Consider the following 21931-nt stretch of genomic DNA (forward strand, 5'->3'; position numbering starts at 1 on the left):
GGGTCGTGGGGGGCGCGAAGGGGCTCACCCCGTCACGAGCACCGGTTCGGGCAGGCGGGACACGGCGGCCACGCTGCGCAGGCGCTCCAGGTGCACGGGGCTCAGGCGCGTGCCGGCGGAGAGGACCAGGGCGCCCTCCAGGGTGACGAGGTCCTCCACCAGGCACATGCCGGGCTGCAGCCCCCAGACGGGGAGGGCCTGCCGGCCGCCCTCCTCCGCGGGGCCCCGGCCCTCCACCACCCGCTCCAGGGCGGCGAGGACGTGGGGATCGTAGGCCCCCTCGGCGAGGCGGAGCTTGCCGAGGACGGCGGCGGGGTTCCTGCGCTGGCGGACCTCCTCCACGTAGTCCGCCACCGCGTGGAGGATCCGCGCTTCCAGCGGCGCCTCGCGGGCGGCGTCCCCCAGGAGGTCCCGCTTCGAGCCGCGGATGATCCGCGCCACCGGGGCCAGGCGGGGAATGGCCCCCACGAGGCGGGCGCTTTCGTCGGGCACGTCGGCCAGGAGGAGGCGCTCCTCCGCGGTCAGGGGCTCGCCGGCGGCCTCCCGGGCCTGCAGCGTCCGGGGGAGGGCCATGCGGCCCACGGGGGACAGGAGGGCCGCGAGGCCGAGGTCCCAGGGCGAAGGGATGCCGAGGATCGTGGCCACCCGCAGGGCCAGGTCCCGCACCTGCTCGGCCTGGCCGAAGGCGTGGGGGTCGAAGCTCGACAGGAGGTCCACGAGCATCTGGATGCTGGCCGACAGCGTCTGCTCCAGGAGCTCCCGCCCGGAGGTGACCAGGTCGTACTGGTGCGCGCCGGCCTCCACCATGTCGCCGAGGGCGCCCAGGTCGCAGGGCTTGGTGAGGAAGCGGAACACGCTGCCGCTGTTCACGGCCTCGATGGCGGTGAGCTGGTCGCCCTGGCCCGTGAGCATGATGCGGGTGGTGTCGGGCGAGAGCACCTTCACTTCCTGGAGGAGCTCCACCCCGTCCATGCCGGGCATGCGCATGTCGGCGACGAGCACGGCGAAGGGCGGCGCGGTGCGGATGAGGTCCAGGGCCTCGCGGCCCGAGGTGGCCGTCGTCAGGTCGAAGCGCTTCCGGAAGGCCCGGGCGAGGGCCGTCAGGATGAGCGGATCGTCGTCGACGAACAGGACCCTAGATGGCATGGATCGACCCCTCCCATGGGTCCGCCGACGCCGGGGAACCGGCGCCGGCCAGGTGCTTCAGGGCGGCGGCCGCCTGGGCCACCTTGGCCAGCCCCTCCAGGCACTCCCCCAGGACGGAGGGGACCTCGGCCCGCAGGAAGGCCAGATCCAGGTCCTCCTCCATGCGGGCGAGGATGACCCGGCGGTGCTCGGGCAGATCGCAGGCGGCGGCCTGGACCGCCTCCAGGCCCCGTTCGAAGCGGCCGAAGGCGTGGCGCAGGAAGCCCAGGTTGATGCCCAGGAACTGGACCGGGGTGTGCATCTCCTGGGCGAGGCCCTGGACCAGCCCCTGGAGGGAGGCCACGCGGGGTCCCGCGCTGGCCTCGGCGCGCCGCCGCCGCTCCGAGGCGTCGGCCAGGATCAGCAGGGTCCCGTCCCCCAGGGGCATGGCCTCCAGGTCCACAGCCAATCCCAGGCCGCCGGCGGTCCACACGGTCCGGGGTCCGGGCAGGTTCACGTCCTCCAGGCCCCGGGGCAGGGGACGGCCCAGGAGGTCCCCGGGCCCGGCGCAGCCCAGCAGGGACACCGCCGCCTCGTTGCAGAGGATCACGCGGCCGTCCCCCGCCACCGCGAGGATCGGGCGGGGCAGGATGCGGAGGGCCGTCGCCAGAAGGTCGGTGGGCAGGCTGGGCGCGCTGGTCAGATCTCGAGTCTCCATCGGTGTCCTGGCATCGGGGACGTCCCCTTCCGCAAGGCTAGAACCCACCCCGGCCGCCTACCATACGCTCTATTACCTAAGCCTGGAAGCCCTCGCGCTCAGACCAGCTCGGCCTTGATCGCCAAGCGAGCGAGCGCCGTCGCGTTGTGCAGGCCCAGCTTGCGCATGAGGTTCGTGCGATGGACGTCCACCGTGCGGGGGCTGATGCCCAGCTCGGCGGCGATCTCCTTGGTGACCAGGCCCCGCCCGATCTGGGCCAGGATCTCCGTCTCCCGCTCCGTGAGGAGGGTGCGCACCTGTTCCCGGGAGGCCCGGGCCTCCTGGGAGAGCACGGGCACCAGGTCCTTGCGGCGGAGGCGGCCCGTGATGGCGGCCAGGAGCTCGGCGGGGGTGAAGGGCTTGGTCAGGTAGTCGTCGGCCCCGGCCGTCATCCCGGCCCGCATGCTGTCCCGGTCGTCCTTGGCCGTCATGAAGATCACGGTGGTGTCCGTGAGCTTGGGGTCCCGGCGGACCTCCCCGAGGAGGGCCATGCCGTCCATCCCGGGCATGAGGATGTCCGTCACCAGCACGTCGTAGGGCTGGAGGCGCAGCTGTTCGAGGGCCTCGGCGCCGCTCCGGGCCAGGACCACGTCCCAGTCCGGCTGCTCCACGCGGAAGGTCCGCTGGAGGGACAGGAGAAGCATGGGCTCGTCGTCGACAATGAGGATGCGCATAGGGAGAGGGGGGCCTGCACCCATGATAGGGTGACTGCCCCCCCCTTGACATGCCCCAAAATCAGATCTCGAGCACGATGCCCTGGGCCAGCTCGACGCCTCCTGAGTAATTGATAGCGGAGGTCTGGCGGCGCATGTAGGCCTTCCAGGCGTCGGACCCGCTCTCCCGCCCGCCACCGGTCTCCTTCTCGCCGCCGAAGGCGCCGCCGATCTCCGCGCCGCTGGTGCCGGTGTTGACATTGGCCAGCCCGCAGTCGCTGCCCTCCGGCGAGGTGAAGAGCTCGGCCTCCCGGAGGTCGTTGGTGATGATGGCGCTGGAGAGGCCCTGGGGCACGTCGTTCTGGATGCGGATGGCCTCCTCGATCGTCTCGTAGCGCATCAGATAGAGCACCGGCGCGAAGGTTTCCTCCCGGACGATGGGCATGCTGGGCCGGACCTCGGCCAGGCAGGGGGTCACGTAGCAGCCGCCCGGCAGATCCAGGCGTTCGCCGCCGCACCGGATGGACCCGCCCTGGGCCTTCACGGCCTCGATGGCGGCCATCATGGTGTCCACCGCCCCGGCGTCCACCAGGGGGCCCATGAGTTGTTTGTCATCCCGCGGGTCGCCGATGGGGGTGCGGCCGTACAGGTCCTGGAGCCGCGCGACGAAAGTGTCATAGATGGAGGCGTGGATGATCACGCGGCGGGTGGAGGTGCAGCGCTGGCCGGCGGTGCCGATGGCGCCGAAGTAGACGGCGCGGAGGGCGGTGTCCAGGTCCCCCTTCTCGCTGACGATGACGGCCCCGTTGCCGCCCAGTTCCAGGATGTGGCGCCCGAAGCGCTCCTGGACGAGGCGCCCCACGTGGCGGCCGCCCGGAACGGAGCCCGTGTACGACACCAGGGCGACGCGAGGGTCGGTGTTGATGAGGTCGCCGATCTCGGAGCCGCGCCCGATCACGAGGCTGCACACCGCGGGATCGTAGCCCATACGGCGCAGGACGCGCTCGGCGAGGCGGGTGCAGGCGACGGCGGTCAGGGGGGTCCGGCTGGAGGGCTTCCACAGCACGGTGTCGCCGCAGACCAGGGCGATGGCGGTGTTCCAGCTCCAGACGGCCACGGGGAAGTTGAAGGCCGTGATCACCCCGACCACGCCCAGGGGGTGCCACTGCTCCTGGATCCGGTGCCGGCCGCGCTCGCTGGGCATGGTCAGGCCGTAGAGCTGCCGGGACAGGCCCACCGCGAAATCGCAGATGTCGATCATCTCCTGGACCTCGCCCAGGGCCTCCCGCCGGGTCTTGCCCATCTCCAGGGTCACCAGGTCGGCCAGGGCCTCCTTGTTGCGGGCCAGTTCCAGGCCCAGCTCCTTGACCACCTCGCCCCGCTTCGGGGCGGGCACCCGGCGCCAGACCAGGAAGGCCTCGGAGCAGCGGGCCAGGATGGCCTCGAAGGCGTCGCGGTCCACGTTCTCCACGGAGGCCAGGGGCTGGCCGTCCACCGGGGACACCACCTGCTGGGGCCGGCCGCCCCCCATCCAGGAGCCCGCGAACCCGCCCGGGTTCAGATCGGTGAGCCCCAGGGCTTCCAGTGCGCGTTCGACGGTCGTGGGCATGGTGTCCTCCATGTCCCAGAGCATAGGCCAGATGCGAAGCCATCTCAAAATCATACGGTTCACCCCTGATATGAGTACAATTCATACCCATGGCGCGGCACCTGGACCTCTACCAACTCAAGGCCTTCCATGCCCTCGGCACGGCGGGGAGCTTCACCCGGGCGGCCGAGCGACTGAACCTCACCCAGTCCGCCGTGAGCCACGCCGTGGCGAAGCTCGAGGCCTCGGCCGGCCTGCCCCTGGTGGACCGCAGCACCCGGGAGCTCCGGCTCACGGAGGAGGGGCGCCGGCTCTTCCAGGCCTGCGAGGAGGTCTTCGCCACGCTGGAGGCCGCCGCCGAGGACCTGGCGCCCCCGTCCGCCCGGGGGCGCATCCGCCTCGGCGCCACCCTGGAGTTCGGCAGCAGCATCCTCATGCGCCACATCCGCCCCTTCCTGGAGGCCCACCCGCACATCGAGGTGGACTTCCACCTGGCGGAGGACCTCCTGGCCCCCCTGCTCCGGGACGAGCTGGACATCGCCATCGACTGCCGGGAGCACGCCGGCCCGGGCCTCCAGCGCCTGCCCTGGTTCGTGGAGACCTACGTGGCGGCGGCCTCCCCGGCCTTCCTCGCCACCCGGCCCATCGCCTCCCCCATGGACCTGGCGGGGTGCCCCGTCCTCTCCCTGGACAAGGGCGGGGCCTGGTGGAACCGCCTCCTCTCGGCCCTCCCCCCCGGCCAGCGCCCGGAGCTGGGCCGGATCATCGCCGTCAACCAGGTGCGGGCCATGATCAACGCGGCCGCGGAGGGCCTCGGCCTGCTGCTGGCCCCCGCCTACGCGGTGCTGGGGGAGCTGGAGCGGGGCGACCTGGTGCCCCTCCTTCCCGGGGTCCGCCCGCGGGAGGACCGGTTCGCCATCTACCAGAAGCGCCGCCGCGCCGCCCTGGGCCGCCACCGCCTCCTCACCGAGTTCCTGCTCACCCTGGCCCCGCCCGAATTCTGAGGCGGGACCCGGGGCTCAAAAGGGACGCGCGCCGCGTGCCCCATTGTTATAATCGGGTCATGAACATCCTCAGGAAAGCCGCCGTCAGGACCGCCATCCTGTCCAGGACCCGGCGCGACTTTCACATGGACGCCCTCCGGGAGCTGGTGGAGCCGGTCTCGGCCGACCCCACCGAGCTGTTCGAGAAGGGGCTCCGGCTGCTGGTGAAGCAGCTCGAGACCGACCGCGCCGTCATCGTGCGCATCACCGACCTGGGCTACGAGACCCTGTGGTGGGCCACCAAGGACGGCTCGGACCTGGACCTCTCCACCTTCGACCCCAACAAGAACTTCTGCCCCCAGGTGGTCGAGCACGCCCCGCGCACCCTGGTCATCCGGGACGCCAAGCAGGACAACGAGCTCCAGACCCACACCGCCTTCCAGGACATGTCGGTGCGCTCCTACATCGGCGTGCCCCTCCGGCGCGGCGACCAGGTCATCGGCGTCCTGAGCGTCCAGGGCAGCCGTCCCAAGAAGTTCAGCCGCAACGACATCATCCTCGTGAGCATGGTGGCCAACCTCATGAGCAGCGCCATGGAGATCGAGCTCCTCAAGCAGGAGCTCCACATGACGCGGGAGGCCCTGGACCTCACCATGTCCGTGGTGGAGGACAGCGCCCTGGAGGCGGCGACGACCCGCCTGCCCAGCCGGCGCTACATGGACATCTGGCTCAAGGCCTACCTGTTCATGGCCCGCCGCCGCTCCGAGCCCCTGGCCCTCGTCATGTGGCAGGTCCGGCCCGGCCGGGAAGCCCGGAAGGCCCTGCGCGAGATCTCCGACCAGGCCCGGGGCGAGGACCTGCTCGTGGACCTGGGCAAGGACATCTACCTCCTGCTCCTGCCCCGCACCCGCGCCGAGGGCGCCCAGTTCCTGGTCAACCGCGTCCTCACCAAGTTCGGGCAGGTCCCCGTGGGCGTCGCGGTCTGGGATCCCACCGACACCGAGGACCGCGAGGACCTGGCCATCCGGGGCGCCATCCGCCGGGCCCAGGAGAGCATGCGCGAGGCCCTGAGCCAGGGGGCCTGACCCGGGAACCCCTCAGACGGGGCTGGGTCCGGAAGGTCCGATCAGGGAGGGCGGATCCCCGTTCGGGCCGGAGCAGGGGCGCGCGGCCTGGGCACGTGGCATGGGCTGCGAAACCAGGCCCGTCTGCCGGAACGCCAGCGCTCGCGCCTGGAGGGGGCCGGGAAGCTTTCCTCCCAGGCATCCCCGTGCAGCCCCTCCATCCCCGGCAAACAACACAGCTGAGATGGGGCGGCGCATCAGTCATACGATGGCGCCGCCCCCTCCCTGCCTTTTCAGCAGCCGGGATGCGCGAGGACGGACGGGGAATCCTGGGATGCTGCCCAGGCTTCCCCGCCCTGACCCTCGCCTTGATCCCCCCCATGGCCGGTGCCGGGCTGGCCGCGGAGCTACCCGTTGGGATCGTTAATGATCGTTCGAGCGGGTCGGAGAGCTGGGCTGGCCTAGCGCTGCCGCTTCCGCTGCATCGCGGCGATCTCGGAGACCCCGAGGATCGCCCTGTCGATGTGCTCCTCGGTGTTGAAGGGGCCGATGCCGAAGCGGACGGCGCCGTGGAGCTTGTCCGTGCCCAGGTGCTCGTGGACCATGGGCGTGCAGTGGAGGCCGGTGCGGCAGGCGATGTTGTAGTCCACGTCGAGCATCGTGCCGGTGTCGGCGGCCTCGAGGCCGTCCACGTTGAAGGTCAGCACGCTGATGCGGGGGAGGCCGCAGTCCTCCTGGCAGTAGAGGGTCACGCCCTCGATGGCCGCCAGGCCGTTCCGGAGGCGCCGCCACAGGGCCATCTCGTGGCCGTGGATGGCGTCCAGGCCGTGGCTCATGACCCACTTCACGCCCGCGTTCAGGCCGGCGACGCCGGGCAGGTTGGGCGTGCCGTACTCCATGCGCCAGGGGTACTCGTCCAAGTGGTGGCGCTGGGCGCTGCGCACGCCGGTGCCGCCCGCGCGGGTGTGGCGGACCTCGACGCCCTCGCGCACGTACATGCCGCCGATGCCCATGGGGCCCATGAGGCTCTTGTGGCCGGTGAAGCAGACGATGTCGGCGTTCAGTTCGTCCATCTTCACGGGAACCATGCCCGCGGTCTGGCTCACGTCCAGGATGAAGAGGATGCCGCGCTCGCGGCAGGCCCGGCCCACGGCCGCGGCGTCCTGGACGGTGCCGAGGACGTTGCTGCCGTGGTTCATGACCACCGCGCGGGTGTCCTTGCGGAGGCGGCCGATGATCTCGGCGGGATCCACGTAGCCGCGCGCGTCGAAATCGACCCAGTCGACCTGGGTGCCGCGCTCGGAGAGGTGCCACAGGGGCCGCAGGGTCGCGTTGTGCTCGATGTGGGTGGAGACGACGTGGTCGCCTTCGCCGATGGTCCCGAAGATCGCCAGGTTCAGCGCGTCGGTGGAGTTGTAGCCGAAGACCAGGCGATTGGGATCCGTCCCCCCGAAGAACTCCGTCATCAGCTTGCGGGTGTTGTCCAGCATGCTGCCGGCCTCGATGCACAGGTCGAACCCGCTGCGGCCCGGGTTCACGCCGTAGCTGCGGTAGAAGCTGTCCATGAAGGCGTACACCTCGGGGGGCTTGGGGAAGGACGTGGCCCCGTTGTCCAGGTACATCAGGCCGTTGGCCGGGGTCTCGGCCTGGAAGGGGGAAGGCGCTGCGGTGGTGGTCATGGTTCACCTGCTGGAACGGGGTTGACGAGGGCGTCGGCGACGATTTCGGCCACCGACTTGATCTTGACGTTGAGTTTGTATTCCTTGTTCAGCTCCGAGAGCTGGTCGATGCAGTTGTGGCAGGGCGCGCAGAGGATCCGGGCGCCGGTGGCCTTCACCTGGCGGGCCTTGACGGAGCCGGAGCCGATGCGCCGCTCCTTGTAGGCCCCCATCGCGAGCTGGCCGCCGCCGCCGCCGCAGCAGAAGTTCTCCGTGCCGCAGGGCGCCATCTCGCGGAAGTCCTTGACGGCCTTGCGCAGGATGCGGCGCTGGGGCTCGCGGATGCCCCCGTGGCGGACGAGGTTGCAGGGGTCGTGCAGGGTCACGGGCTCGGAGACCCGTTCGGGGTCCAGCTGGATCCGGCCCTCGGCCACGTACTCATCCATCACCTCGAGGAAGCTGCGGACCTTGAACGGGAAGGTCCCGCCGAGCCACTCGGGCCCCTCCCAGCGCGCGCTGGCGAAGCCGTGGCCGCACTCGCCGATGACGAGCGTTTCGCAGCCCAGGCGCTCCATGGCGTCCACGAGGGCCTGGGTGATGGTCCCGGCCTCCTTGTCGTTGCAGTTGAACAGGCCGTAGTTGGTGAGGTCCCAGCCCTCCGAGGCCAGGGTCCAGTCCTCGCCCGCCGCCCAGAAGACCTTGGCGCTGGCCTGGAGGGAGAGGGGGAAGAACTTGGGCTCCCGCGGATTCACCGTGAAGAGGATCCTGGCGCCCTGCTTGTCCACGGGCATGCGGGCGTTGGGATCGCCGGTCTCCGCCTGGAGTTCCTCCTCCAGCCAGGAGACGGTCTCCAGCCAATCCTCTCGGGTGATGCCCATGTTGTTGCCCGAGGCCAGGGCCAGGTCCACGATGCCCTGCAGGTCCCTGGGCACCTTGCCCATGGCCGTCAGGGCGGCGCGGGCGGCGCGGAAGGCCCGGGGCAGGTTGATGCCCACCGTGCAGTTGATGGAGCAGCGGCCGCAGAGGGAGCATCGGCCGAAGACCGCGTCCACCAGATCGTCGGCGGCCTTCTCGTCGAGCCTGCGCCCCAGGCCCAGGAGGCCGAGGGGGGAGCAGTGGCGCCGGTACAGGTCGGCGACCCGCGCGAGCTTGTGGGCGGGGATGTTTTCGGGAACGGGATCGGCCAGGTAGTAGTGGCAGCTCTCCGCGCAGAGGCCGCAGCGGACGCAGGCCTCCAGGTGGCAGGCCCCCGCCTCCTGGAGCTTGTCCCGGAAGGCCTGGAGGCCGGTCTGGGTGTCGAGGACGGCGTCCATGCTCACTCCTGGGGCGCGGTGGGCCACACGCCCCGGCGGCCGAAGAAGGCGCCCAGGTGGCGGCGGCTCAGGAAGAAGAAGACGGCGTGCCGCAGCTTCCCGAGCGGGAGATAGACGAGGAGGGCGACGCAGGCCCAGGGCAGCGCGGCGGCGGCCCAGGGCAGCCAGGCCAGGCCCGCCAGGGCCGCGAAGGCGGTGGCGAGCCCATTGGAAAGGAAGTCGTCGGCGCGGGAGAGGCCGCGCAGATCGGCGACGGAGGCCCGCTTGACCAGCAGGCCCAGGCCCGCCAGGGCGCCGGCCAGGGCCACGACGGACAGGGCCCGGGCGGGCACCGCGAGCCGGGCGAAGGACGCGGCGATCCCCGCGTGGTAGAGGATCCCGGCCGCATAGGTGACCAGATGTCCGCGGACGCTCTCCTTGGCCCAGGGCATCAGGGCCCCGGTGAAGGCGTAGAAGACGCCCGCCCCGGCGCGGCCGGAGGCCGGCGCGTAGAGGGGACGCCGGCCGAGACGGCGGGCGGCGACGACCTGGGCCCCCAGGAGGAGGCCGCACCAGGCGGCGGCGAGGGCGAGGGGCAGCATGGCGTTACACGCAGCCGTCGGGCTTGGGCAGGCCGGCGAGCTTACAGGCCCCGCGGGCCGGTCCGCTGGGGAAGAGATCGTAGATCTGCTTGAGGGGCACACCCGAGCCCTTGCACACGACCCGCACCATGGGGGCGGTGCCGTTCTCGACGAAGTGGCCCCGGATGAACCGGATCACGGCCCAGTGCTGGTCGGTCAGTTCGGTGAGGCCCTCCTCCTGGGCCGCGAGGGCCTTGGCCAGCTCATCGTTCCAGATCTGGGGATCGACGAGGAACCCTTCCTCGTTCAGCTCCACCGCGGTGCCTTGGCATTGGACAGTCGGCATGGTCGTACCTCCGGCTTCCATTTTTGTGTGCATCTATCGCATGATTGTACGTATGACAATGTGGGTACCTCAGATCCAGCAGTCCTCCCAACCGGCCTACCTGGCGATCGCCGACGCCATCGGGACCGCCATCCGCCTGGGCCAGCTCCGGCCGGGGGACCAGCTCCCCACCCACCGCCTCATGGCGGATCTCCTGGGCATCAACGTCAGCACCGTCACCCGGGCCTACCGGGAAGCCGCCCGGCGGCGCTACCTGGGCGGGGAAGTGGGCCGGGGCACGTACGTCCTGGGCGTCGCCTCCGAGGCCGCCCTCTTCGCCCTGCAGCGCAAGCCCATCGGCGGCGTCATCGATCTCTCCGCCAACGTGCCCCCCGTCTCGCCCCAGGACCCGGACCTGGCGGCCACGCTCGGTCGTATGGACGCCACGGACGCTGCCCGTCTGCTCCATTACCCCTCCGCCGGGGACGCCCTCGTGCACCTGGACGCCGCCTCCCGCTGGCTGCGCCGCCGGGCCGTGGAGGCCGCCCCCGAGGACCTCCTGCCCTGCGCCGGGGCCCAGCACGCCATGGACACCGCCATCTCCCTCTTCCCCGAGGCCGAGGAGGTGGCCTGCGAGGCCCTGGTCTACCCCGGCCTCAAGGCGGCGGCCCGCCACTGGAAGCGGCGCCTCCAGTCCCTGCCCATGGACGGCGAGGGCATGCTCCCGTCGGCCCTCGAGGCCGCGTTCCGGGGCGGCGTCCGCCTCGCCGTGGTCTCCCCCACCCTGCACAACCCCACCGCCAGCACCATGAGCCTGGAGCGCCGGCGCACCCTCGCGGCCATCGCGCGGAAGTGGGACGCGGTCCTCATCGAGGAGGACGTGTACGGCCTCCTCGAGCCGGGCGCGCCCCCCGCCCTGGCTTCCCTCGCCCCCGAGCGCGTGGTCTACCTGACCGGCCTGTCCAAGACCGTGGCCCCGGGCCTCCGCCTGGGCTACCTGGCCTTCCCGCCGGGCATGCGCGCCCGGGCCCGGGAGGCCGAGCACCACACCACCTGGTACGTCTCGCCGCTCACCGCGGCCCTGGCCTCCCGCTGGATGGAGGACGGCACCGCCTGGCGCCGCCTCCAGGCCCTCCGCCGCGAACTCGCGGCCCGCCACCGCCTCTGCCGGGGCGCCCTCGCGGGCATGCCCTGGAAGGGCTCCCCCCACTGCCCCCACCTGTGGATCCCCTCCCCCCGGGGCGGCTCCGCGGCCTTCGCCAAGCGCGCCGCGGAGGCCGGCGTCATCGTCGTCCCCGCGGACGTGTTCTCCACGGGCCGGCAGGCCCAGGACGGCGTGCGCCTCTCCCTGGGCGCCGCCACGGACCGGGCCGCCCTCGCCGAGGCCCTGTACCGCATCGCGGCCCTGGCTCACTCGTAGCGGAGGGCGTCGATCACGTCCAGGCGCGAGGCCTTGAGGGCGGGCAGGAACCCCGCGGCCACCCCCACCGCGCCGCTGAAGCCCATGCCCAGCGCCACGGCCCAGGGGGCCATCACCGCGGTGGTGGAGGAGAAGGCGCTCAGCAGGCCCAGGGTGGCCGCCGCCGCGGCCACGCCCGCGGCGCCCCCGGCCAGGGAGAGCACCACGGCCTCGGCGAGGAACTGGAGCAGGATCGTGCGCCGGTAGGCCCCGAGGGCCCGCCGCACCCCGATCTCCCGGGTCCGCTCCGTCACCGTGACGAGCATGATGTTGGAGATGCCGATGCCGCCCACGACGAGGGAGATGGCCGAGGCCATGGCCAGGAAGAAGGTGAGGACGTCGGCCTGCTGGCTCATCATCTTCACCAGGTCGTCCTGCTTCCGGATGGTGAAGGTGGATTCCTCCCCCCCCTGGAGGTGCAGGCGCTGGCGCAGCAGGGCGGTGATCTCGGCCTCCGCCAGCTGGGCCCGGCCCTCCCGGGCGCTCACCAGGAGGTTCGAGATGCGGTCCCGGCCCATGAGCTTGCGCATGACGGTGGAATAGGGGGCGACCACCACGTCGTCCTGGTCCCCCATCATCCCGGCCCCCTTGGAGGCGAGGACGCCGATGACCTCGAAGGGCACCTTGCCCAGGCGGATCGTCTGGCCCACCGGGTCGTCCCCGCCGGGGAAGAGGTTCCGCGCGACGGTGGTCCCGACCAGGCAGACCTTGGCCTGGGCCTTGACCTCGGCCGGCGTGAAGACCCGCCCGTCCCGCACCGTCCAGCCCTGGATGAGGGGGAAGGAGGTCCCCGCCCCCTGCACGCTGGTGAGGTAGTTCGCGTTCTGGAAGATGGCCGCGGCCTGGGTCCGGACCTGGGGCATGGCGGCCACCACGCTGGAGGCCGTCAGCTCCTGCTCGATGAGCGCCGCGTCCTCCTCGCGGAGCACCTCCACCCCGCCCGCGGCCATGGGCCCCATGCGGCTGTTGGAGGAACTGCCCCCGTTGAAGATGATCAGGGTGTTCGAGCCCATGTTCCGGATCACCCGGAGGGTGGCCTCCTTGGAGCCCGTTCCGATGCCGATCATCACGATGACCGACCCCACGCCGATGATGATGCCCAGCATCGTCAGGAGCGCCCGGGACAGGTTCCGCCGGAGGGCGGCGAAGGCGAGGCGGAGGAGTTCGGCGAGGCTCATGGCGGCCCCCTAGCGGGGCGGCCCCGGAGGGCCTCCGAGGGTGGCCTTCTGCTGGGCGGGGGCGGCCGCCTGCGCCTGGTCGGAGCCCGCCAGCACCTGCAGGCCCTCCCGGATCCCCTCGCCCGAGATCTCGGTGTACTGCTGCCCCGCCGCGCCAAGGACCACCGGCACGGGCCGGGGCGCGCCGTTCTCCAGGACCCAGACGCGGGCCCCGCCCTCCGGCTTCGCTCCGGTGGTCCCGGGGTTGTAGCGCAGGGCGGCGTTGGGGACCCTCAGGACCCCCTTCCGCTCCGTGGTGAGGATGGCCACGTTGGCGGTCATGCCCGGGAACAGGGCGAGCTCGCCCTGGTAGATGGCGGCCCCGGGCTCCCGGTAGCGGGAGGTGCCGGCCACCTTGGCGACGGGCGCGCTCCCCGCGGGCCGGGGGACGTTGTCCACCTCCATGACGACGGTGTAGGTCACCACGTTGTTGGAGACGGTGGGATTGAGCTGCACCTCGCTGACGACGCCGCGGAAGGTCATGCCCTGGTAGCTGTCCACGGTGAAGGTGGCCTGCTGCCCGGGCCGGATCTGCCCGATGTCCGACTCGTCGATGGAGGCGGACACCTTCATCCGCGACAGGTCCTTGGCGATGACGAAGAGGCTCGGCGTGCTGAAGCTGGCGGCCACGGTCTGGCCCACGTCCACCACGCGGCTCACCACGACCCCGTCCACCGGCGCCGTGATGGTGCAGTAGGCGAGGTTGATGCGGGCCCGCTGCAGGGCCGACCGGGCGGCCTCGAGGTCGCCCGAGGCCGTTTCGAAGGCGGTCTCCTTGGCCTGCAGGTCCGCCTTGGAAACCAGCTGTTGGGCGGCCATCCGCCGGTAGCGGTCCCGCTCCTCCCGGGCCAGGTCGCAGGAGGCCTGGGCCTTGCGGAGGGCGGCCCTGGCGTCGGCCACCTGCGTCTCGTTCACCGTGGGGTCGATGCGGGCGATCACCTGGCCCTTGCGCACCACGCTGTTGAAGTCGGCCTTGAGGTCCGTCACCGAACCGGACACCTGGGTGCCCACGGACACGGAGATCAGGGCGTTCACCGTCCCGGTGGCCGTGACCTTGCGGACCACCTCCCCCCGTTCGATGGGAACGAAGCGCCAGGCCGGCGCGGGCTTCGGCCGGAAGGCGGCCAGGGCGGCGCAGCCCGCGAGGACGGCGGCGGTGGGGAGGGCCACGAGGAGGGATCGGCGCATGGGAGGTTTCCAAGGAACGGGCGGTTGGGCTCCGCTTCCATGAGGGTAGACGCGCCCCCCGCACGCGCGTTCAGGCCGACCGCCGACCGTTGAATCGCCACCGCCGAACGTCAAGGGCGTCCCGGCGGATGGGGCGTCCCTGGTAGGATGCCGACGCACCGCCCGGAGCCCCCATGACCCGACCCGCCGCCGCCCTTCTCCTGACCCTGGCCCTGGCCGGATGCGGCGGGGGCAGGTCCCCGGTCCGAAGCCAGGCCCTCCCCTCCGGCGCCACGGTCCAGGTCCTGGCCTGCGGCCTCACCTGGGGCGCGGAGCACGACGAGCGCCTGCCGGACCAGGACGCCTTCGGCCTGGAGATCCTCACCACCCTCGCCGACCCCGCCGCCCGGGACCGGGAGGCGGCGGAGGCCTTCGAACTGGTCCGGGGCGCCTCGGAGGCCTGGGGCTTCCGGAGCGGCACGGTCACCGCCTACCGCAACCTGGACCGCCGTGGCCCCTTCGACGTCTACGCCTTCACCCGCGGGGCCGGCGGGGCATGGACCTGGAAGCGCCTCGCGGGCCGTCCCTGAGGCAACCCGGGGCCGCGGTCAGAGATCGAGGTTCCAGGCCCGGAGCCGCCTCCCCGCCCAGGTCCGCCAGCCCCCGGCCACCTTCCGCCCCGCCTCCAGGTGATCCGCCCCGGGAACGACGGTGAGGTCCGCGCCCGGCCCAGCCACGGCGCGAACCCCGGTCAACGGGGTGATGCCGTCCCGGTCACCGGCCAGAAAGGCCAGGGGTGTGCGCAGGCCCCGGGCGGCCTGGGATGGGGCCACGTCCGCCAGATTGAGGCCGACCTCCCGGCTGGCCTTCCATAGGGCAAGCCGGAGGGCGGGTCGGAGGAGGACTTCCAGCCAGCCGAGGGTACCCCGCAGATGATCCCGGGCCGCCTCCGGCAGGCTGGCAAAGGGGGATTCCAACAGCGCCCCCGCCAGGGGTCCGCCGTGGGCCTCAAGGCGCTGAAGGGCCAGCAGCGCGACACCGGCTCCCTGGCTGGCGCCCACCAGCAGGATCCGCTCCCTGGGCGTGCCCGCGGCCTCGAGGGCCCGCACCACCGCCTCCGCATCCTGCTGTTCCCAGGCGCCCAGAGTGGACGGCGCCGTGGGATCCGCGTCCCGGCCCCGGAAGGTGAAGACGGCCCCGTCCCAGCCCGGGAGGTCCAGGAGCCGGGGCGCGGGGCCCCACCCATCGTCGCCGAACCCGTGAAGCAGCACGGCGACCCCGCGGGAGCCGGGCCGGTCCAGGCGCCAGACCTGGAGGCGGCGCCCCTGGCCACCCTGGCAGGGGAAGGCGGACCACCGCCCTGCCCCGCCCGCGATCTGGGCCCGGAGGTCGGCCTTGGCCTGCTCGGTCCGGGGCGGGAGGGGCACCCGGAGGAGACGGGGCGGCAGGAGGATCCAGCCGGCCAAACCGTTGAGGGCCAGCCAGATCCCCACCGCGCCCAGGAAGGCGAGGAGGGCCGTGCGTTTCATGCCCCGGGTTACGGGGGAGGGCCGCCGGGGTTCAGCCGGGCCAGGTGCCGGGGATGAGGAGGCCGGTGGTTTCCTTGAGACCCAGGGCCAGGTTCATGCACTGGACGGCCTGGCTGGCCATGCCCTTGCCCAGGTTGTCGATGGCCGTCATCACGGCCCCGTTGCCGCCGGACGCGGCCACGGCCAGGTCGCAGAAGGCGCTGCCCGCCACGGCCCCCACCCGGGGGGAATCGGAAACCAGGCGAACGAAGGGCTCGTCCCGGTAGGTGGCCTCGGCCCGGGCCTTCAGGTCGGCCCCGGTGAGCCCCTCGGGGAGGCGGAACTGGAGGGCCGCGAAGATCCCCCGCACCAGGGGCGCGCTCTGGGGGATGAAGGCCAGCTCGCCCTGGATGCCCAGGGCGGCCATGCCCAGCTTCACCTCGGCCATGTGCTGGTGGACGAGGGGCTTGTAGGCCCGGAAATCCTGGGCCCGCAGGGGGTGGTGGGTGCCCTCGGAGGGGCTGGCGCCGCTGCCGCTGGAGCCCGTGGCCCCGGTGGCGGCCATCCAGCCCACGTCCAGGCCCCGGAGGGGCAGGAGGGCCAGCTGCAGGGCCGTGGCGAAGCATCCGGCGCAGGCGATGCGCCTGGCGCCCCGCAGGGCCTCGCGGTTCCACTCGGGGAGGCCGTAGGCGAAGCGGTCCCGGTGCTCGGCCCCCCGGAAATCGGTGCTCAGGTCCAGGAGGACCACCTGCTCCGCGATCCCCGCGGCGGCCCAGGCCGCCTCCAGGGAGGGGAGGAGGGCCGTCAGCTCCCCGTGGGGGAGGGCGGAGAAGACGACGGGCTGGCCCGCGGCGCCGAACCGGTCCCAGGCGATGGTCTCCTCCAGGCGGCCTTCCACGATGCCCCGCAGGTTGGGGTGCACGTCCCCGAAGGCGCGGCCCGCGTGGCGGGAGGTGCCCCGCAGGGAGGCGGTGGCGGGATGGCCCGAGAGCCAGCGCAGCAGTTCGCCGCCCCCGTAGCCGGAGGCGCCCAGGATCGCGACGTCGAGCTTCACGCCTTCACCTCCGTGGCGGCCTTGAGCTTGGCCACGACGATGCGGCCCAGTTCGGCGGCCTGGGTCCGGGCGTTGCAGGCCGGCAGGCCCAGGCTCTCCACGAACCGGCCCCCGACGCGGTTGTCGGTGGCGGGGCCGGCGACGACGTCCACCTGGATGCCGTAGGCGTCCCGGAGGTTGCGCACGCCGCCCTCCACGCCCACGGGGTCGTTGGCGCAGAGCACGTGGGCCACGCCCCAGCCCAGGAGCTCCTCGTCGGACAGGATGGCCTGGACGCCGTACTCGCCCATGATGCCGTCCCCGGTCTCGGCCACGATGACGTCCACGCCCTTGGCCGCGAGCTCCGTGAAGATCTTCCGGGCCGCGCCGGGCGCGGTGGCCGGGCCGGAGCAGGCCACGCCCGCGTCGGTGAAGTCGAGGATGGCGTCGGCGCCGTAGTCCTGCATGGCCAGGATGTCCCGCTGGAGGCTGACGCCGGTGAGCTTGGCGCCGCCCACCTTGTAGCCGGCCTGGGAGAGGGCCCGCACGAGGACGCAGGCCGCCAGGGTCTTGCCGGCGTTCATGCAGGTGCCGGCCACGTAGACCACGGGGACCTTGGGGGCGCCGGGCTTGCCCTCCACGGCGCCGGACTGGATGAAGGCGGGCTGGCCGAGGCGGCTCCCGAACTGGGGGAACTCCAGCACCTGGCCCAGGATCTCCACCTCGAAGGGGGCGCCCACCCCGGGATTGCGGGAGACGCACTGGCCGATGACCCCGCCCAGGTTGAGGAGATGCAGCCGGTCGCCCTGGGCGACCCGGGACGGCATGACGCCCTCGTAGCCCTGGAGGGCGTTCCGGTGCCCGAGGGCGCCCACGATGACGTCCCCGTCGTGCAGGACGCTCATGCGCCCGTGCACGTCCTCGAGCTCGTTGTAGACGGTCTTCTCGCCCACGATGCGGCCCGCGACCACCGCGCCCTCCCGGGCCTCGATGTCGGGGGTGAGGGTGACCCAGCGGCCCAGACCGAGGTTCCGGGTCACCGAGGCGATCTTGTCCAGGTGGATCCTCATGGCGTCTCCCATCATTCCTTGGCCTTCAGGGCGATCATCTGGGGCACGCCGAAGACCTTGGCGAAACCGGCGGCCTCCGAGCCGCTCCAGAGGCTGGTGGATTCGCCGTAGGCGGCGAGGTCCTTGCGCATCAGGGTGCGGGGGGAGCGCACGCCCTGGACGGTGAAGGCGTAGGGGCGGATCTCCACGCGCACGTCGCCGGTCACGGCCTGCTGGCTGGAGTCCAGGAAGGCCTCCAGGTCGCGGGCGACGGGATCGAAGAAGTGCCCTTCGTGGAGGAGGCTGCCGTAGAGGTTGCCGAGGCTCTCCTTCCAGAAGAGCTGCTTGCCGGTGAGGACGAGCTTCTCCAGCTCCCGGTGGGCGCCGATGACCAGGTGGGCGCCGGGGGCCTCGAAGGCCACGCGGCCCTTGATGCCCATGATGGTGTCGCCCAGGTGGATGCCCCGGCCGATGCCGTAGGCGCTGCCGAGCTTGTTGAGGGCCTGGACCACGCCGACGGGGCCGATGGGCTCCCCGTCCAGGGAGACCGGAACGCCCTTGCGGAAGCCCAGCACGATGGTCTTCGGGGCGAGGGCGGGATCGATCCCGCCGCCGGGGTAGGCCTCCTCGGGGAGGTGCTGCCAGGAGTCGTGGGTCTCCTTCCCGCCCACGCTGGTGCCCCACATGCCCTCGTTGACGCTGTAGGCCTCCACCTTCTCGGGGAAGGGGAAGCCGCGGGCCTCGAGGAAGGCGCGCTCCTCGGCGCGGCTCGGCGCCAGCTCCCGGATGGGGGCCATGAGCTCCAGCTCCGGCGCCAGGGCGCGGAAGGCCACGTCGAAACGCACCTGGTCGTTGCCGGCCCCCGTGGACCCGTGGGCCAGGGCGGTGGCCCCGATCTCCCGGGCGTAGGCGACGGCCCGGCGCGCCTGGCAGACCCGCTCGGCGCTCACCGAGAGGGGGTAGAGGCCGCCCCGGAGGACGTTGCCCGCCACCAGGTGGCGCAGATAGTCCTGGAAGAGCTCCTCCCGGGCGTCGAGGGTGGCGTGGCTGGCGGCGCCGAGCCGGGTGGCCATGGACTCGATGCGGGCCAGCTCCTCGGGGGAGAAGCCGCCGGTGTCGACGGTGACGGTGTGGACCTCGTGGCCCCGGCTCTTGAGGAGCAGGACGCAGTACGACGTGTCGAGGCCGCCGGAGAAGGCGAGGAGGACTTTGTGGCTCATGGATTGCCCCAGGCGAAAAGGGATTCGAAGGCGGTGTCGATGGCGGCGCGGCGGTCCCGGATCCAGGCGCGGGAGGCGTCCAGGGACTCGCCCGTGCGCTCCAGCTGGAGGCCGGCGGCGGCGGCGGGCTCCGGGACGAAGGTGCCGTCCTGGATCTCCTTGGCCACCTGGACGTAGGCGTCGCGGAAGGGCAGGCCCTCCGCGGCCAGCCGGCAGGCCCGGGCCGCGGCGTGCAGCTCCTGGGTGCAGGCGGCCTCGCAGGCCTCCCGGTGGATGACGAGGCCGGGAAGCAGCCGGGCGGTGACCCGGAACAGCTCCTCGCCCTTGGCGACCAGCTCCACGAAGGGGGCCTTCAGGAACTGGTGGTCCCGGTGGTAGCTGGAGGGCAGCCCCCCGGCGAGGTGGGCCAGGACCCCGGCCAGGCCCCGCAGCTCCCGGCAGCGGGCCCGGGCCAGCTCGAGGGCGTCGGGGTTCCGCTTCTGGGGCATGAGGCTGCTGCCGGTGGTGAAGGCGTCGGGCAGGCTGATGAAGCCGAAGGCCTCGGTGCTGTAGAGGTTGAGGTCCCAGAGGGCCTTCTCCAGCGTGCCCGCGGCGGAGACGATCCAGGCCGCCAGGGCCTGCTCGTGGCGGCCCCGGCTGTTCATGACGTCCATGGGGCTGGCCTGCACGCGGGTGAAGCCCAGCAGGGAGGCGCTGCGGCCCCGGGCCAGCGGCACCGGGGAGCCGAAGCCCGCGGCGGCGCCCAGGGGGCAGCGGTCGAGGCGGCCCCAGAGCGCCGGCAGGGCCTCCAGTTCCTCCAGGAGGCCTTCGGCGAAGGCGGCCCCCCACATGCCCCAGGTGGCGGGCATGGCCTTGCGCAGGTGGGTGTAGCCGGGCAGCGCGGAGGCCTCTTCCCGCCGGGCCAGGTCCAGGAACGCGGCGGCCGCGGCGTGCACGGCCTCGCCCAGGTCCAGGGCCCGCTCCCGCATGAAGAGCCGGAGGGCGGTCTGGACCTGGTCGTTGCGGGACCGGGCCAGGTGGATGCGCCGGCCCGTGGTGCCCAGCCGCGCCTCCAGGGCGTGCTCGAGGGCGGTGTGGCCGTCCTCCTCCTCGGGCCGGATGACCAGCTCCCCCGCCAGGGCCTGGGCGCGGAGGTCCCGGAGGGCCCCCACGAGGGCCCGGGCCTCGGGTTCGGGCAGGAGGCCCGTCTCGCCCAGCATGCGGGCGTGGGCCGCGCTGCCGGCGGCGTCGCTGGCCAGCAGGCTCAGGTCCGTGACCGGATCGGCGCCCACCGTGAAGCGGTGGAGCTCCATGTCCAGGGGCAGGTCCTTGGCCCAGAGCGGCTTATCGGACATCGGCGGCCTCCCGGGCGTAGTGCCGCGCCAGGGCGTCGTAGAAGGCGGCGCCGGCCTCCAGCTCGGCCAGGGTGATCCATTCGTCGGGGCGGTGGCTCCGGTGCGTGTCGCCCGGACCCGCCTTGACGGCGGGGAGATGGGCCAGGAAGGCCCAGTCGGAGGCGGTCGCGGATCCCACCGGGGCCTTGCGGCCCGAAGCGGCGAGGGCCGCCTTGACCACGGGCTGGGCGGCGTCGGTGGCGACGGCCCGGTAGCGGAGGGAGTGCACGGCCACGTCGCTCTCCAGGATCGTGCGGATCCGCTCCGCGGTGGCCTCGTGGTCCAGGTTGGGCGTGGTGCGCAGGTCCACGAAGAATTCGCAGGCGTCGGGGACCATGTTCCGGGCCCGGCCGCCCTGGACCGTCGTCACCTGGGCCCGGGTGGCGCCCAGCAGGGGGTGGGGTTCGAAGGTCATCCGCGCGAGGCGGTCGATGTCGCGGGCCGCCTTGTGGATGGCGTTGTCGCCCAGGCCCGCGTGGGCCACGTGGGCGCTCTCGCCCCGGGCGGTGCAGCGCAGGATCAGCATGCCGCGCTGGGCGGCGCAGACGTCGAGGCCGGTGGGCTCGCCCACCACCGCGGCGTCCAGGGGGCCCAGGTCGGGCAGGATCTCCTGGATGCCCTTGCCGCCGACCTCCTCGCCGGCCACGAAGGCGAAGACGGCCCGGGCGCCCCGCAGGTCCCCGAGGCGGGAGGCCGCCAGCAGCATGGCCGCGACGCAGCCCTTGGCGTCGTTGGCGCCGAGGCCCGTGAGCCGGTCCCCGTCCCAGCGGGGCTTGAAGGGGTCGAAGCTCCAGCCGTCGCAGGGGGGCACGGTGTCCAGGTGGCTGACGAAGAGGATCCGGGGACCCTCGCCGCCGGTCTCGAACCACACGCTGGGGCCGGAGCGGCGGGGCGCCAGGCCCAGGCCCTCCACGAGCCGCGCCACGTGGTCCCCGAGCGCCTGCTCGGCCCCGCTCACGCTGGGGATGGCGACCAGGGATTCCAGGAGCGGGCCGGGTTCCATCACGGAGCCACCTCGTGCTTGTCGGACACGATCATGGTCCCGCTGCCCTCGTTCGTGAAGACCTCCGCGAGGATCGCGTCGGAGCGGCTGCCGGAGACCAGGTGGACGCTGCCCACCCCGGCGGCGAGCGCACGCTTGGCCGCCGCGATCTTGGGCTTCATGCCGCCCTGGATGACCGGCTTCAGCTCCTCGAGGGTGGCCAGGTCCGCCAGGGGCACCAGGCTGCTGGCGTCCTTCAGGTCCCGCATGAGGCCGGGCACCTTGAGGATGAAGAACAGCTTCTCCACGCCCAGGGCCGCCGCGATCTCGGCGGCGACGGTGTCGGCGTTGGTGTTGAGCACCTCGCCTTCCTCCGTGGCGGAGAAGGGCGCGACGACGGGCACGAAGCCCCCGTCCAGGAGGGTCTTCAGCAGGGCGGGGTCCACGGACGCCACGTCCCCGACCATGCCGTAGTCCACGGGCACGGGGCTGCGCCGGGTCGACTTGACCAGGCCCGCGTCCTGGCCGGAGATGCCCACGGCCGGAAGCCCGGCCGCCTGGAGGGCGGCCAGGAGGCCCATCTGGATGCGGCCCTTGAAGGCCATCTTGGCGGCGTCCAGGACCCCCGGCGGGGTCACGCGGCGTCCCTCCACCTTCTCGGTGGGGAGGCCCAGGCGCTCGCAGAGGGCGTCGAGGCCGGTGCCTCCGCCGTGGACGATGACGAGGGGGATGGAGAAGCTCCAGAGCAGGGCCAGCTGGCCGCAGACGGAACGGCAGAGGGCCTCGTCCTCCAGGATGTCCCCGCCCAGCTTCACGACGAAGGGGCGGTTCCGGAAGCGGCGCACGTAGACGGCGGCGTTGTGGAGCGCGGCGAAGGGATGGGCGGTCCGGGGCATG

The 21931-nt window shown here is 72.6% G+C and carries 21 protein-coding genes; 4 read left to right on the plus strand and 17 right to left on the minus strand.

Annotated elements, in window-relative coordinates; all coding sequences use genetic code 11:
- Positions 1–24: 24 nt before the first annotated feature.
- The 4 genes from R2J75_RS14750 to amaB form a co-directional block, all read right to left on the minus strand.
- A complete protein-coding gene (locus tag R2J75_RS14750) occupies positions 25–1146 on the minus strand; it encodes an HD domain-containing phosphohydrolase (protein ID WP_243329930.1) in 1122 nt (373 codons plus the stop codon).
- Complete coding sequence (locus R2J75_RS14755; protein ID WP_316410474.1) at positions 1136–1843, minus strand: PAS domain-containing protein; 708 nt, start codon at positions 1841–1843, stop codon at positions 1136–1138. Before R2J75_RS14755 ends, R2J75_RS14750 begins: the two co-directional genes overlap by 11 nt.
- 98 nt (positions 1844–1941) lie before the next feature.
- Positions 1942–2556 (minus strand): response regulator transcription factor, encoded by a 615-nt coding sequence (locus R2J75_RS14760; protein ID WP_243329928.1) that lies wholly within the window; start codon positions 2554–2556, stop codon positions 1942–1944.
- A 61-nt stretch (positions 2557–2617) separates the two neighbouring features.
- Positions 2618–4144: an L-piperidine-6-carboxylate dehydrogenase gene (gene amaB, locus R2J75_RS14765; RefSeq protein WP_316410476.1), complete on the minus strand. Its 1527-nt coding sequence runs from the start codon at positions 4142–4144 to the stop codon at positions 2618–2620.
- 89 nt (positions 4145–4233) lie between these two features.
- Here amaB and R2J75_RS14770 point away from each other — a divergent pair, with 89 nt between their 5' ends.
- Together R2J75_RS14770 and R2J75_RS14775 are read left to right on the plus strand one after the other, a co-directional pair.
- The gene (locus R2J75_RS14770; protein ID WP_243329926.1) at positions 4234–5127 is read left to right on the plus strand and encodes a LysR family transcriptional regulator; all 894 of its coding nucleotides are present in this window, start codon (positions 4234–4236) and stop codon (positions 5125–5127) included.
- Between the two features lie 59 nt (positions 5128–5186).
- Positions 5187–6191, plus strand: coding sequence for a sensor domain-containing diguanylate cyclase (locus R2J75_RS14775; RefSeq protein WP_243329925.1), 1005 nt, complete (start codon positions 5187–5189; stop codon positions 6189–6191).
- A 440-nt stretch (positions 6192–6631) separates the two neighbouring features.
- On the opposite strand, the gene R2J75_RS14780 is transcribed toward R2J75_RS14775, so the two are convergent.
- Genes R2J75_RS14780 through R2J75_RS14795 form a run of 4 tightly spaced genes read right to left on the minus strand, consistent with a single transcriptional unit; the run spans position 6632 to position 10047 of the window.
- Positions 6632–7849, minus strand: coding sequence for an aminotransferase class V-fold PLP-dependent enzyme (locus tag R2J75_RS14780; RefSeq protein ID WP_243345895.1), 1218 nt, complete (start codon positions 7847–7849; stop codon positions 6632–6634).
- The gene (locus R2J75_RS14785) at positions 7846–9141 is read right to left on the minus strand and encodes a (Fe-S)-binding protein (RefSeq protein ID WP_243329921.1); all 1296 of its coding nucleotides are present in this window, start codon (positions 9139–9141) and stop codon (positions 7846–7848) included. Before R2J75_RS14785 ends, R2J75_RS14780 begins: the two co-directional genes overlap by 4 nt.
- A 2-nt stretch (positions 9142–9143) precedes the next feature.
- On the minus strand, positions 9144–9722 hold the full coding sequence (locus tag R2J75_RS14790) for a hypothetical protein (RefSeq protein ID WP_243329919.1): 579 nt from the start codon (positions 9720–9722) through the stop codon (positions 9144–9146).
- A 4-nt stretch (positions 9723–9726) separates the two neighbouring features.
- The gene (locus R2J75_RS14795) at positions 9727–10047 is read right to left on the minus strand and encodes a TusE/DsrC/DsvC family sulfur relay protein (RefSeq protein WP_243329917.1); all 321 of its coding nucleotides are present in this window, start codon (positions 10045–10047) and stop codon (positions 9727–9729) included.
- 58 nt (positions 10048–10105) lie between these two features.
- Here R2J75_RS14795 and R2J75_RS14800 point away from each other — a divergent pair, with 58 nt between their 5' ends.
- The gene (locus R2J75_RS14800; protein WP_316410477.1) at positions 10106–11446 is read left to right on the plus strand and encodes an aminotransferase-like domain-containing protein; all 1341 of its coding nucleotides are present in this window, start codon (positions 10106–10108) and stop codon (positions 11444–11446) included.
- On the opposite strand, the gene R2J75_RS14805 is transcribed toward R2J75_RS14800, so the two are convergent.
- A complete protein-coding gene (locus R2J75_RS14805; RefSeq protein WP_243329913.1) occupies positions 11437–12663 on the minus strand; it encodes an ABC transporter permease in 1227 nt (408 codons plus the stop codon). The two genes, R2J75_RS14800 and R2J75_RS14805, sit on opposite strands and share 10 nt — an antisense overlap.
- Before the next feature lie 9 nt (positions 12664–12672).
- A complete protein-coding gene (locus R2J75_RS14810) occupies positions 12673–13890 on the minus strand; it encodes an efflux RND transporter periplasmic adaptor subunit (protein ID WP_243329912.1) in 1218 nt (405 codons plus the stop codon).
- A 173-nt stretch (positions 13891–14063) separates the two neighbouring features.
- Here R2J75_RS14810 and R2J75_RS14815 point away from each other — a divergent pair, with 173 nt between their 5' ends.
- Positions 14064–14459, plus strand: a complete 396-nt coding sequence (locus tag R2J75_RS14815) for a hypothetical protein (RefSeq protein WP_243329910.1) — start codon at positions 14064–14066, stop codon at positions 14457–14459.
- An 18-nt stretch (positions 14460–14477) separates the two neighbouring features.
- Here R2J75_RS14815 and R2J75_RS14820 read toward each other — a convergent pair whose 3' ends face one another.
- Genes R2J75_RS14820 through argB form a run of 7 tightly spaced genes read right to left on the minus strand, consistent with a single transcriptional unit; the run spans position 14478 to position 21930 of the window.
- Positions 14478–15398: an alpha/beta hydrolase gene (locus R2J75_RS14820; RefSeq protein ID WP_243345894.1), complete on the minus strand. Its 921-nt coding sequence runs from the start codon at positions 15396–15398 to the stop codon at positions 14478–14480.
- Positions 15399–15429: 31 nt separating this feature from the next.
- The gene (argC, locus tag R2J75_RS14825; RefSeq protein WP_243329906.1) at positions 15430–16431 is read right to left on the minus strand and encodes an N-acetyl-gamma-glutamyl-phosphate reductase; all 1002 of its coding nucleotides are present in this window, start codon (positions 16429–16431) and stop codon (positions 15430–15432) included.
- Positions 16428–17480, minus strand: a complete 1053-nt coding sequence (locus R2J75_RS14830; protein ID WP_243329904.1) for a hypothetical protein — start codon at positions 17478–17480, stop codon at positions 16428–16430. The genes argC and R2J75_RS14830 overlap by 4 nt, the downstream gene beginning before the upstream one ends.
- An 11-nt stretch (positions 17481–17491) precedes the next feature.
- Entirely contained in the window at positions 17492–18679 is a 1188-nt protein-coding gene (argG, locus tag R2J75_RS14835) for an argininosuccinate synthase (protein ID WP_243329903.1), read from the minus strand.
- Entirely contained in the window at positions 18676–20013 is a 1338-nt protein-coding gene (locus tag R2J75_RS14840; protein WP_243345892.1) for a lyase family protein, read from the minus strand. The genes argG and R2J75_RS14840 overlap by 4 nt, the downstream gene beginning before the upstream one ends.
- Positions 20003–21055: a M20/M25/M40 family metallo-hydrolase gene (locus R2J75_RS14845; RefSeq protein WP_243330054.1), complete on the minus strand. Its 1053-nt coding sequence runs from the start codon at positions 21053–21055 to the stop codon at positions 20003–20005. The genes R2J75_RS14840 and R2J75_RS14845 overlap by 11 nt, the downstream gene beginning before the upstream one ends.
- Positions 21055–21930, minus strand: coding sequence for an acetylglutamate kinase (gene argB, locus R2J75_RS14850; RefSeq protein ID WP_243329899.1), 876 nt, complete (start codon positions 21928–21930; stop codon positions 21055–21057). The genes R2J75_RS14845 and argB overlap by 1 nt, the downstream gene beginning before the upstream one ends.
- Position 21931 lies beyond the last annotated feature (1 nt).

Source organism: Mesoterricola sediminis (assembly GCF_030295425.1).
GTDB lineage: Bacteria > Acidobacteriota > Holophagae > Holophagales > Holophagaceae > Mesoterricola > Mesoterricola sediminis.